Origin of the sequence: Brevibacterium permense (assembly GCF_025506275.1) — a bacterium.
GTDB classification, from domain to species: Bacteria; Actinomycetota; Actinomycetes; order Actinomycetales; family Brevibacteriaceae; genus Brevibacterium; species Brevibacterium permense_A.
This window is the reverse complement of sequence record NZ_QYCP01000073.1, coordinates 49774-62278: the sequence shown is the minus strand read 5'-3', so window position 1 is coordinate 62278 and position 12505 is coordinate 49774. Positions and strand designations below refer to the sequence as shown.

Here is a 12505-nt window from a genome sequence, read left to right as displayed (position 1 = left end):
AGATGTGTATAAGAGACAGGTGCCGGTGTGTGAGGCGGCAGGGTGTCGTGGACGATGCGCCCGTCGCAGATCGTCAGTTCGTTCGTGACCCCCGCGATATCAGTCGGCGGCAGCGCGAAGGGGTTGGCGCTGGCCAAGGCGAGGTTGGCCGGCTGACCGGGGCGGATGTGGCCGTTGTCGGCCGAGCGCAGCAGGTGTGCCGAACCTGCGGTGTAAGCGCGCAGCGCCGTCGTCAGGTCGATCGCCTCGTCGGGCAGCAGCGGCGACTCATCGGCGGCGGTCGGGTGCGAGCGATTGAGCGCGACATGGATCGCGTCCCACGGGTTCGCCGTGGACACCGGCCAGTCCGAGCCCATCGCCAGATGGGTGCCGGAGCGGTTGAGAGACCCGAAGGGATAGAGCCAGTAGCTGCGCTCGGCACCGAGGAACGGCAGGTTGAGGTCGATCATCTGCTCGTCATAGCAGGCCCACAGCGCCTGCAGGTTCGCGGTGACGCCGAGTTCGGCGAAGCGCGGGACATCGGCGGGATCGACGACCTGGACATGGGCGATGTGGTGACGGCGTTCGCCGGGGTTGGCTGCGCCAGTCGTCCCGGTGCCGGCCGTGCCCTGGCTGCGGACGGCCTCGAAAGCGTCGAGGGCGGCCTTGACTGCGGCATCGCCGATCGCGTGGCAGTGGATGTCGAAACCGGCCGCATCGAGGGCCGCGAACGAGGCCTCGAGGTGGTCCTTCGTGAAATAGCTCGTTCCGAAGCCGCCGCAGGTGCATGTGTATTCGGTCGTCATCGCCGCGGTCCGGGACTCGACGATTCCGTCGAGCATGAACTTCACCGAGGTGGCGCGGAAGCGGCCGTCGGAGCGTGCGAGATCGGTCAGTCGGGCCACCTCGGCGTCGATGTCCTCGACTCCGCGCGGCCACCACAGGCTGCCGACGACCTCGGACTGGAGCGCGCCCGATTCCGCTGCCCCGACGTAGGTGTCGTACGGGTCGCGGTGGCCGCCGTAGTCGCCGACGATGGCGTCCATCCACGCGGTCACGCCGAGGGAGTTGAGGTAGCGCTGACCTTCGCGCAGACCGGCCAGGATCTCCTCATCGGAGGCGGCGGGAACGTGGGCTGAGACGAGGTCGATGGCCGATTCGTGCAGGCACCCGGTGGGACGGCCCGCGGAATCGGCGACGATGACGCCGCCGGCAGGTGCCGTGGACGTCTCGTCGAGTCCGGCTGCGGTCATCGCCTGCGTGTTCACCCATGCCGAATGGTGGTCGGCGCTGAGCAGGATCGCCGGTCGATCGGGGCAGGCCTCGTCGAGGATGTCGGCGGTCGGGTCTCCGCCGGGGAAGTGGGCCATCGACCAGCCGCCGCCGATGACCCAGTCGTTCGCGGGGTCAGTCGCGTCGCTATCACGGGTCGTCTCGGCGACATGGTCCCGGATCAGCTCCAGGGCCGCCTCGAGGCTGTCCGCTCCGCTGATATCGCAGGCCAGGGCCTCCTGGCCGCCGAAGGTCGTGTGCACGTGCGCATCGACGAAGCCGGGAGTGAGCAGCTTCCCGGCGGCGCTGATCGTGCGCGACGCGGGCACAGCTGCGGGTCCGGTGCCGATCTCGGTGATGATCCCATCGCGGATGCTCACACGATTCTCGGCGCGCAGAGCCTCACCGTCGAAGATCGTGACGTCGAGGATATCGAGGTCCAATGCTGCCTCCCGACTGCAGTGTCGTGGCAGAGGCGGATAACCGGGCCCGCTCTCTGAGTGTGTTGTGGATCACTGTGAAGCCACCTTAGCCGAACTTCCCCCGTGATTCCACTGATTCCGTTGCGGAAATATGCACCAAGCGAGGGAAACTGCAACACGGATTGCCAGTAGCGCTGATTCAGCGTCTCACACTGCGATATTCGCAGGGGAAGCGTTGCCGGCAATTGTGAAGCCGCGGGGCACCGACCTGCCGTCGATGCCCCGCGGCTTCTGTGGGGTTGAGAACTGAGCGCTTCAGCCGGGGAAGGTCTCTCCGGTGAGCTTCTCGAAAGCCTCGACATAGCGGGCACGGGTCTTCTCGACCACCTCGGCGGGCAGCGCCGGGGGAGGAGTGTCCGATGCCTTGTCCCAGCCGGATTCTTCAGTCAGCCAATCGCGGACGAACTGCTTGTCGAAGCTCGACTGAGCCTTGCCTGCCTCATAGCCCTCGGCGTCCCAGAAGCGGGAGGAGTCCGGGGTGAGCACTTCGTCGCCGAGGACGATCGTGCCGTCGGGCAGGGTCCCGAACTCGAACTTCGTGTCGGCCAGGATGATCCCGCGCTCCCGGGCGATCTGCTCGGCACGCTGGTAGATCTCCACGGTCAGGTCGCGCAGCTTCTCCGCAGTCTCGGTCCCGACTGTCGAGGCGACAGCCTCGAAGCTGACGTTCTCATCGTGTTCCCCGAGCTCGGCCTTCGTCGCCGGCGTGAAGATCGGAGGTTCGAGTCGGTCGGCCTCGACGAGTCCGGCCGGCAGCCGGATTCCGCACACGGACCCGGTGGCCCGATAGTCCGACATTCCCGATCCGGTGAGGTAGCCGCGAGCCACGCACTCGACGGGGAACATGGAGAGGTTCTGCACGATGAGCCCGCGGCCGGCCACGGCCTCGGGCACGTCTGAGCTGATGACATGGTTGCCGATGACATCGGCGAGCTGATCGAACCACCACAGGCTCAGTCCCGTGAGCACCTTGCCTTTGTCCGGGATCTCCGAGTCGAGCACCCAGTCATAGGCGGAGATCCGGTCCGAGGCGACCATGAGCAGCTGTTCGGCACTCGCGGCATCGGCGGCGTCGGCGGGAATGTAGAGGTCGCGGACCTTCCCCGAGTACACGTGCTTCCAGCCCGGCAGCACCGGGGCGACCGGTGCGGGGGCGGCGTATCCGGAGGCGAGCTCGATACGTCCGGCGGCGGCCGCCTCGGCGATATCGGTGCGGTGCTGCTCACCGTCCCACTTGATCTGGTCGACCGCGGCATAGGCTTTCGCCCGCGCATCGTCGAGGTCGTCACCGAGGGAGACGACGGAGAGCACGCGGCCGCCGGAGGTGACGATGTCGCCGGTCTCGGCGATGTCCTTCGTGATCACGGCATCTTCGGGGGCGAATCCGCCGCTGGGACCGGTCGCGAGTTTCGTACCCGCGTGGAGGACGCTGACAGCGGGCAGTGTCGCGACGGCGTCGAGTCCGCGGATGATGTCTCCGGTGCTCGGAGTCCCCGGGTAGTTCTCGGCTGCCATGACGACTGTCACCGAGGAGCGCGGATCCCATTCGAGGGGTGCGGTTTCGTTCAGGCGGCCTTCGGCAGCGGCGAGCAGCGTCTGGCCCAGAGGGCTGGACAGGCGGGCGAGCACCGACTGGGTCTCCGGATCGCCGAAGCGGACGTTGAACTCGATGACGCGCAGACCCTTCGACGTCAGCGCGAGGCCGCAGTAGAGGAGCCCGGTGAACGGGGTGCCGCGGCGGGTCATCTCATCGATGACGGGCTGGGCGACGGTGTCGATGATCTCGTCAACGGTGCCGGCAGGCAGCCATGGCAGCGGCGAATACGCGCCCATTCCGCCCGTGTTCGGGCCGGTGTCACCGTCGCCGATGCGTTTGAAGTCCTGCGCCGGCGCCAGGGGGACGGTGGTCGTGCCGTCGCAGAGGACGAACAGGGAGACCTCGGGGCCGTCGAGATAGTCCTCGATGACGACCCGGTCGGAGACCTCGAGGCAGGAGCTCGCATGCGTCAGCGCAGCATCGAGGTCATCGGTGACGACGACGCCCTTGCCGGCGGCCAGACCGTCGGCCTTGACCACGTGCGGGGCGCCGAATTCGCGCAGCGCGGCCGCGGCCTCGTCGGTCGAATAGGCGACGACTGTGCGTGCAGTCGGCACGTTCGCGGACTCCATGACCTCCTTCGCAAACGCCTTCGAGCCTTCGAGGTGCGCGGCTTCCGCGCTGGGCCCGAAGACGGGGAAGGAGGCTTCGCGCAGAGCATCCGCAACTCCGGCGACCAGCGGGGCTTCGGGCCCGATGACGACGAGATCGACGTCGAGGGTCTCGGCCAGCGCGGTCACGGCGGCAGAATCCGAGGCATCGACCGCCTCGGTGTGGGCGATCTGCGCGATACCGGGATTGCCGGGAGCGGCGATGACGGCGTCGACCTGCGGGTCGCGCGAGAGAGCGAGGACAAGGGCGTGTTCACGGGCGCCCGAACCGATGACAAGAACCTTCACGCCACCAGCCTAAAGGGTCGTAGGCTTGAGTGCGTGACCTTCTCGACTTTCACCCCTGCACAGGCCGCCGAGCTCGCCGTCGTCCAGCGCTCCGGCTTCATCGAATCCCGACACATCGGGTCCGCCGTCGTCCTCGACCCGGACGGATCACCGCTGATCAGCCTGGGTGCCCCCGATGCTGCAGTGTTCACACGCTCGAGTCTCAAACCGCTGCAGGCGATCGCGGCGATGAGCCTCGGGGCGCAGCTCGACGGGCCGTCCGCGGCCCTGGCCGCCGCCTCGCACAAGTCCGAAGCCGGGCACGTCGAGGTCGTCGAATCGATGCTGGAGACCGCAGGGCTGAGCGCATCCGACCTGCAGTGTCCGTCCGCCCACCCCGCCGACGGAGCCTTCCGCCGCGAACTGCAGGAACGCGCACGGGTGCAGGGGGACGTGAATACCGACCCGCGATCGCCACTGTATTTCAACTGCTCCGGCAAGCACGCTGCGTTCCTCGCCGCCGCCCGGGCCATCGGCGCCGACACCTCCACCTATCTGTCCCCGGACCATCCCGTCCAGCAGAAGGTCGCCGAGGTGGTCGCCGCCTTCGCTTCCGAAGAGCCCTCCGCGGTCGGCATCGACGGCTGCGGAGCCCCCGTGTTCGCGCTCAGCCTCACCGGTCTGGCCCGCGGGGTCGGCCGTGTCATCCGGATGGGCAGCGCCGACGGCGCGGTCGAGGACACGGCTGGACCATGGGCTGCCTATGAGCGTGAGGCCCGCACCCTCACCGAGGCGGTCTTCGCCGACCCGTGGACGATCGAGGGACACGGCCGACCGAATTCGACCGTCATCGACAGACTCGGCGTCTTCGCCAAGGGCGGGGCCGAGGGCGTCATCGTCATGGCCACCCGGACCGGGTACGCCGTCGCCGTGAAATGCCTCGACGGATCTTCCCGGGCCACCGGGTTCGTGGCGCTGACCCTGCTCCAGCGGGCGGGAGCGTTCGATGCCGAGCCGGGAGCCGCCTCGGCGCCGGAGAACGACACGGTGGACGCCGTGATCGCAGCGATCACGGACCCGGTCACCGGGGGCACGGATTCCGAGGGGCGGACGAACGTTGTCGGACGCCTGGAGCTCGGGGAAGATATTGCCGATATCGGTGAGAGGAAGAGGGACTGATGGCGATTCGCAGAAGGATCGACCCCGATCAGGGACGCAGCGCACTCGAGATGTGGCTGACGCAGGCGAGGCTCGACGCGGCTCCCGCCGACCGATCGACCACCGCCACCGCAGTGCGCTTCACCCTCGAAGAGCTCGCCTCCCGCGCCGAAGGCAACAGCGTCGAAGTCCGGGTTCCGCCGTTCGGCGTCACCCAGTGCATTCCCGGTCCCCGGCACACCCGCGGCACCCCACCGAACGTCGTCGAAACCTCCGCCGAGGTGTGGCTGGGCCTGGTCACCGGACGCACCGACTTCGCGACCGCGCTCGCCGCCGGGGACATCGACGCCTCGGGAACCCGAGCCGACCTCGGCGATTTCCTGCCCCTCTTCACCCCTGCAGAACTCGAGGCCCGAGCATGAGCGCACAGATCACGCAGACGACGTCGTTCATCGGCGGGCGGCATGTGCCGTCACTGCTCACCTACGCCAATATCGACCCGGCCACCGGCGGCCAGCTCGGCGATATCGCCCGCGCCGGGGCCGATGAAGTCGACCGGGCAGTGAATGCTGCGGCGAAGGCACAGCAGGAATGGAAGCGCTCGAGCCCCGAGCAGCGCTCCCGCCTGCTCATCGCCACCGCGGCCGTCATCACCGCCAACCGCGACGATCTGGCCCGCATCGAATCCGAGGACACGGGCAAACCGCTCACCCAGGCCTATGCCGACGTCGACGTATGCGCCCGTTACTTCGAGTTCTACGGGCACACCATCGAGTCCTACTACGGTCACGCGATCCCGCTGGCTGAGGACATGCACGTCTACACGCGCCGGGAGCCCTTCGGCGTCACCGGGCACATCGTGGCCTGGAACTATCCGCTCCAGCTCATCGGCCGCGCCGCCGCCACCTCGCTGGCCACCGGCAACTGCGCCGTCGCCAAACCCGCGGACGAGACCCCGCGGTCGACCGTACGGCTGGCCGAACTCATCCACTCCGTCGGCTTCCCGGCCGGAGCCTTCAACGTCGTCACCGGTCTCGGCGCTGAGGCGGGAGCGGCGCTGAGCGCCCACCCCGGAGTCGCACATCTGGGCTTCGTCGGATCGACGCAGACCGGTTCGGCCATCGCCCACGCCGCCGCAGATCGGGTCGTGCCCACGGTCCTCGAACTCGGTGGGAAGTCCGCGAACATCGTCTTCCCCGACGCCGATATCGATGCGGCGATCCCGTCGCTGGTGCGATCCATCATCCAGAACGCCGGGCAGACCTGCTCGGCCGGGTCCCGGCTCATCGTCCACCGTGACATCCACGCCGAGGTGGTCGAGAAGATGGCCGCCGCCATGGCGGAGGTGACCATCGGCTACGGCCTCGACGACCCGATGCTCGGGCCGTTGATCTCGGCCAAGCAGCATGAGCGGGTGGACGGGTTCCTCTCTGAGGTCGATTCCGGGCAGATCGTCACCGGAGGCACACCGCCCGACGGGCTGGCCGACGACCTTGCGGCCGGGGCGTTCATCACCCCGACCATCGTCGATTCCGTCGACCCGGTGTCCCGGATCGCTCAGGAGGAGGTCTTCGGTCCCGTCGTCGTGACCCTGCCGTTCGCCGACGACGATGAGGCCGTGGCGCTGGCCAACGGCACCGACTACGGTCTGGTCTCGGCCCTGTGGACGCAGAACATCTCCCGCGCCCACCGACTGGCTGCCGAGGTCGACGCCGGTCAGATCTTCGTCAACACCTACGGTGCCGGCGGGGGAGTCGAACTGCCCTTCGGCGGGTTCAAGAAGTCCGGCTACGGACGCGAGAAATCCATCGAAGCCCTCGACGAATACACGCATACGAAGACCGTCGCCATCAAACTGTGACTGTGCCGAAGAGGGCGGTGAGCCGATGACCTTCTCGGTCCTCGGGCTCGTCCTCATCGCCTCCGTCGCCCACGCCGTATGGAACCTCGCCGCGAAGTCCGTCACCGGCAAGGGCTTTGCCTTCGTGCTCGCCTACCACGGGCTCTCGGCGATCCTGCTCGCTCCGCTGGCAATCGTCATCATCGCCACCGGAACGCAGTCGCTGAACTGGGGTCTGGTCGGTGCGGCGGCGCTGAGCGCTATCTTCCACATCGCCTACTCCGTGGCCCTGCAGTCCGGCTACGACCACGCCCCGCTCGGCGTCGTCTACCCGACGGCGCGCGGCACCGGGCCCGTGGTCACGATCATCATCGCGGTGGCCTTCCTCGGTGAGCGTCCCACCCTCGCCGAGGCGGCCGGAGCATTCACCGTCATCGCCGGGATCGCTGTCGTCACGATCCGTCCCCGCGGCGGGGACGGCCCCACCAGCAGCCACGGATTGCGCCGCGGGCTCGCCTGGGGCGGGCTGATCGGAGCATTCATCGCCTCCTACACGCTGTGGGACGACTTCGCCGTCAACCATGTCAGCGACTCCCCGCTGCTCTACTTCGCCGTCTCCGAAGCCTGCGTCGGGCTGATCATGACCGCGGGAGTCTTCGCGCTTCCCGGCGGGCGGGAGAAGCGCGCCGACTTCGGAGAGATCCTGACGAGCCACAAGCGCGCGCTGGTGACCGTGGCGATCCTCTCACCCCTGGCGTATGTGCTCGTCCTCTATGCGATGCAGCAGGCACCGGTGGCGCTCGTGGCCCCCGTACGGGAGACCTCGATCATCGTCGGAACCCTGCTGGCCTGGTGGTTCTTCGGGGAGAGGAACGTGGTGCTCAAACTCGCAGGCGCCCTCATCGTGGTCTTGGGTATCGGGCTCATCGCCCTCGGGTGAGAGGGCCGCGGTTCAGCGGCGGCGCCCGGGCTGACGGCGGTTGACCCGCACCACCCGCACCGGGCACACGGCGTGCGAGAGCACGCCCTGTGACGTCGACCCGAGGACGGTGGCGACGAACCCACCGCGGCCGCGGGAGCCGATGACCATGAGATCGGCGGTGTACGTGGCGGATACGAGCACCTCGGTGGCGGGAGCATCGAAGACCGAGTACCGCACCTCGAGATCTGGGAAGTCGCCCTTGAGGGAGTCGGCAGCGGCGGTGAAGGACTTCGCCGCTTCGTCGTACATCCGGATGAGGTGCTCCTCGCTGGGCATCCACTCGGGCGAGAGGATATGTGTGGCGGTGACCCCGACGAGGCGCAGCGGAACACCGTAGATCGCGGCCTGTGAGGCTGCGGCACGCAAGACCGGGGTGTCGGTCTCGAAGGGATCGACGGCGGCGACGACCTCCCCTGAGAAGTCGGGTCGGGTTCGTCGGTCCGCCTCGGCGGAGGGATCATCCGTCGTGCGGACGGGATCGTCGACGGGCAGGGGAGTCGTCGGCATGACCCGGGTCGGCCACGTGCTCGGGACGACGACGGTGGGGCACTGCGAGTGCGCGGGCATCGCCAGGGCCACGGACCCGAGGAGACGACCGGCGAACCCGCCGCGACCGCGGGCGCCGACGACGGCGAGGGCGGCGCTCTTCGAATGCTCGACCATGACCCCGGAGGCGTCACCGGGCGCGATCGTCGTCGACACGGGAACGCCGGCCTTGGTGACGGTGGCGGCGGCCGCCTCGGCGATGTCTTCGACGGTCTTCTTCACGGCGCTGTCGAAGTCGGCGGGGTAGACGATGTCGGCCTGGCTCATGTTGACGCCGGGGACGGTGTAGGCGGAGACGATGCGGATCTCGGAGGAGGTCTTCTGGGCATGCGTGATCGCCCACTGCAGGGCGCATTCGGCGTTGTCGGAACCGTCGATGCCGACGATGATCGTATGGGACATATCGGAACCTCTGTCTTCAGTGACCGTCAATCTGGTTGAGTCCAGCTTAGTTGTGCCCAGTTTATGGGAACTGGCATGGGACTGCCTGGGAGGAACCTCAGGCAGACTCGACTAGACTGTTCGGGACCTGTTGTTCCGGGACGATCCCGGCGTTTCATCGGCCTCAAGGCCACGTGTCCAAGGAGATCATGAAGGACCAGATCGACGTCTCCGTCCGTCGCAGCCCCAAGTACTCGGTGTTCATGGGCATCGGCGCGGTGCTCGGCATCGTCGCTGCGGGAATCCTCGCGGTCTTCGTCGACCCGGCCGATATGCCGATGGGCTACACGGTGGCCAAGGGACTGGGCCTGCTGCTGCTCGTCCTCGGGATCGGAGGACTGTTCCTCGGCGGACTCGTCGCGCTCATCCTGGACTGGAGGGGACGGAAGAAGTCGAAGGAGTTCCGGGTCGGTGCGCAGATCGACATGGTCGACGACCCGAAGGAGATCGCGCGCCGTCGCATCGCCGAAGCCCGCGGAGAGGACCCGGATGTCGGCGCTGTCGCGGGCGGGACCGCCTCGGCGAGCGAGGATGCCGCACCTGCGGCAGAGGACTCCGCACCTTCGGCAGCGGACTCCGCACTTTCGGCAGAGGAGGTTGAGCCCACTGCCGACGATGCGGACGAGGCGGGAACGGGTCGGGATACGGCCCCCGGTTCCACAGTCTGATCACCGGGACAGAGCGCCGTCGCGGGTATGAGACAATTTCACTCGTGGCAAGAGGAGACGGGCAGCTGACGCACGAAATCGACCCCCAGGACCGCGGACCGCAGGACGAATGCGGTGTGTTCGGAGTCTGGGCCCCCGGCGAGGAAACGGCCAAACTCACATACTTCGGGCTCTACGCACTGCAGCACCGCGGACAGGAGTCCGCGGGAATCGCTGCCAGCAACGGCAAGCAGATCCTCATCTACCGCGACATGGGCCTGGTCTCCCAGGTCTTCCATGAGCGCGATCTCGAGCTTCTGCAGGGCCATATCGCCGTCGGGCACACGCGGTATTCGACGACCGGATCACCGTCGTTCGAGAACGCTCAACCCACCCTGGGGCCGACTCCGTTCGGCACCGTGGCACTGGCGCACAACGGCAATCTGACGAACTTCGACGCACTCGAGGCCATGGCCGATTCCCGCCGCGACCACGCGACGAAGGTCGTCGAGGAGGCCACGAAGAAGACGTCCCGCACCCGGCCATTCCGTGATTCGTCGAACGACACCTCCCTGGTCACCGAGCTGTTCGCGACCGAAGACGGAGAGAACCTCACAGAGGCGGCCCTGACCCTGTTGCCCCACGTCGAGGGTGCGTTCTCGCTGGTCTACATGGACGAGCACACCCTCTACGCCGCCCGGGACCGGCACGGGGTGAGGCCCCTGTCGCTGGGACGACTGGAGAACGGCTGGGTCGTCGCCTCGGAAACCGCGGCGCTCGACATCGTCGGTGCGAAGTTCGTCCGTGACGTCGAACCCGGAGAGCTCATCGCCATCGACGAGGACGGTCTGCGGTCGCACCGCTTCGCCGAACCGGACCAGGCCCGCTGCGTCTTCGAATACGTCTACCTCGCGCGTCCCGACAGCATGCTCGCCGGCAAGAACGTCCACGCCGCGCGCACCCAGATGGGCCGGCAGCTGGCCGAGGAATACCCGGTCGACGCCGACCTCGTCATCGCCACTCCCGAATCCGGAACCCCGGCGGCCGTCGGCTATGCCGAAGCCTCGGGCATCCCGTTCGGCCAGGGGCTGATGAAGAACGCCTATGTCGGACGCACGTTCATCCAGCCGTCACAGACCCTGCGGCAGCTGGGCATCCGCCTCAAGCTCAATCCGATCCGCGAGAACATCGAAGGCCGGCGCCTCGTCGTCGTCGACGATTCGATCGTGCGCGGCAACACCCAGCGGGCGCTGGTGCGCATGCTGCGGGAGGCCGGAGCGGCAGAGGTCCATGTGCGCATCTCCTCCCCGCCGGTGAAGTGGCCGTGCTTCTACGGCATCGACTTCGCCACCCGGGCCGAGCTCATCGCCAACGGGCTGACAACGAACGAGATCTGCGAGAACCTCGGTGCCGACTCTCTGGGCTATATCTCTCTGGACGGCATGATCGCCGCCACCCAGCAGGAGCGCAGCCAGCTGTGCACCGCCTGCTTCTCGGGCGAATACCCGATTCCCGTCAACAACACCCCCGCCGACAAAGGATGCTGAGTTGAGTTCCGACGCGAACCCGAAGTCCACCACCTATGCCGCCGCAGGCGTCGACGTCGAGGCCGGAGACCGCGCCGTCGAACTCATGAAGGCCGCGGTCTCGGCCACCCACAACTCCTCGGTCGTCGGTGGGATGGGCGGATTCGCCGGACTCTTCGACGTCTCCGTGCTCAAGGACTTCGACCGTCCGCTGCTCGCCTCGTCGACCGACGGTGTGGGCACGAAGGTCGCCATCGCTCAAGCCATGGACAAGCACGACACCATCGGGTACGACCTCGTCGGCATGGTCGTCGACGACATCATCGTCTGCGGTGCCCGGCCCCTGTTCATGACCGACTACATCGCCTGCGGCAAGGTCGTGGCCGAACGCATCGCCGATATCGTGCGCGGAATCGCCGACGCCTGCGCCTCGGCCGGTGTCGCACTGGTCGGCGGGGAGACCGCCGAACACCCGGGTCTGCTCGGGGCCGATGAGTACGATGTCGCCGGTGCCGCCACCGGTGTCGTCGAGGCCTCGAAGCTGCTCGGACCGGAGAAGGTCAAGGCCGGAGACGTGCTCATCGGTCTGCCGTCCTCGGGCATCCACTCCAACGGATACTCGCTGGTCCGCCACATCATCGCCGAGGCGGGATGGGGCCTGGATACGCATGTGTCGGAATTCGGGCGCACCCTCGGTGAGGAGCTGCTCGTTCCCACTCATGTCTACACCGGCGAGCTCTCCGCTCTCTTCGACGCACTGCCCGACGCGGTGCATTCGGTCTCGCACGTCACCGGCGGGGGACTGTCGGCCAATGTGGCCAGGGTTCTTCCGCAGGGGCTGGTCGCGAAGATGTCGCGTGCCTCGTGGGAGATCCCGGCGGTGTTCTCCGTGCTCGGCGATCTCGGCGGAGTGCCGCAGGACGACCGGGAACGCACCTGGAACCTCGGTGTCGGCATGGTCCTCGTCGTCGACGCAGCCTCCGTTGACGGTGTGCTCAAGGCGAGCCCCGGAGCCTGGGTGCTCGGCGAAGTCGCCGCCGATGACGGATCTCTGGCGACCGATCCCTACTATGTGCAGGGCGCCAAGGGCGTCGACGGCGGCGCCGCGATCCTGCAGTAATGGGTCGCGTGCCTCGCGCAGCCGGCTGGCCTGGTCG

9 protein-coding genes are annotated in these 12505 nt (G+C 67.7%); 7 read left to right on the top strand and 2 right to left on the bottom strand.

Features of this window, described 5'->3' with window-relative positions:
- Nucleotides 1-1988: 1988 nt before the first annotated feature.
- Entirely contained in the window at nt 1989-4229 is a 2241-nt protein-coding gene (gene purD / locus D3I60_RS03740) for a phosphoribosylamine--glycine ligase (protein ID WP_262774807.1), read from the bottom strand.
- Nucleotides 4230-4262: 33 nt separating this feature from the next.
- On the opposite strand from purD, the gene D3I60_RS03735 reads away from it, so the two are divergent.
- The 4 genes from D3I60_RS03735 to D3I60_RS03720 are packed head-to-tail and all read left to right on the top strand — an operon-like array spanning nt 4263 to nt 8146.
- Nucleotides 4263-5387, top strand: a complete 1125-nt coding sequence (locus D3I60_RS03735) for an asparaginase (RefSeq protein WP_262774806.1) — start codon at nt 4263-4265, stop codon at nt 5385-5387.
- The gene (locus tag D3I60_RS03730; RefSeq protein ID WP_262774805.1) at nt 5387-5788 is read left to right on the top strand and encodes a sterol carrier family protein; all 402 of its coding nucleotides are present in this window, start codon (nt 5387-5389) and stop codon (nt 5786-5788) included. The genes D3I60_RS03735 and D3I60_RS03730 overlap by 1 nt, the downstream gene beginning before the upstream one ends.
- The gene (locus D3I60_RS03725; RefSeq protein WP_262774804.1) at nt 5785-7227 is read left to right on the top strand and encodes an aldehyde dehydrogenase family protein; all 1443 of its coding nucleotides are present in this window, start codon (nt 5785-5787) and stop codon (nt 7225-7227) included. Before D3I60_RS03730 ends, D3I60_RS03725 begins: the two co-directional genes overlap by 4 nt.
- A 25-nt stretch (nt 7228-7252) precedes the next feature.
- Nucleotides 7253-8146 carry a DMT family transporter gene (locus D3I60_RS03720; RefSeq protein ID WP_262774803.1) on the top strand — a complete coding sequence of 298 codons (894 nt, stop codon included), beginning with the start codon at nt 7253-7255 and terminating at the stop codon, nt 8144-8146.
- A 12-nt stretch (nt 8147-8158) separates the two neighbouring features.
- Here D3I60_RS03720 and D3I60_RS03715 read toward each other — a convergent pair whose 3' ends face one another.
- Nucleotides 8159-9136, bottom strand: coding sequence for a universal stress protein (locus D3I60_RS03715; RefSeq protein ID WP_262774802.1), 978 nt, complete (start codon nt 9134-9136; stop codon nt 8159-8161).
- Nucleotides 9137-9324: 188 nt separating this feature from the next.
- On the opposite strand from D3I60_RS03715, the gene D3I60_RS03710 reads away from it, so the two are divergent.
- The 3 genes from D3I60_RS03710 to purM are packed head-to-tail and all read left to right on the top strand — an operon-like array spanning nt 9325 to nt 12468.
- Entirely contained in the window at nt 9325-9843 is a 519-nt protein-coding gene (locus tag D3I60_RS03710) for a hypothetical protein (RefSeq protein WP_262774801.1), read from the top strand.
- 44 nt (nt 9844-9887) lie between these two features.
- Nucleotides 9888-11369 carry an amidophosphoribosyltransferase gene (purF, locus tag D3I60_RS03705; RefSeq protein WP_262774800.1) on the top strand — a complete coding sequence of 494 codons (1482 nt, stop codon included), beginning with the start codon at nt 9888-9890 and terminating at the stop codon, nt 11367-11369.
- A 1-nt stretch (nt 11370) separates the two neighbouring features.
- Nucleotides 11371-12468: a phosphoribosylformylglycinamidine cyclo-ligase gene (gene purM / locus D3I60_RS03700; protein ID WP_262774799.1), complete on the top strand. Its 1098-nt coding sequence runs from the start codon at nt 11371-11373 to the stop codon at nt 12466-12468.
- The last annotated feature ends 37 nt before the right edge of the window (nt 12469-12505 follow it).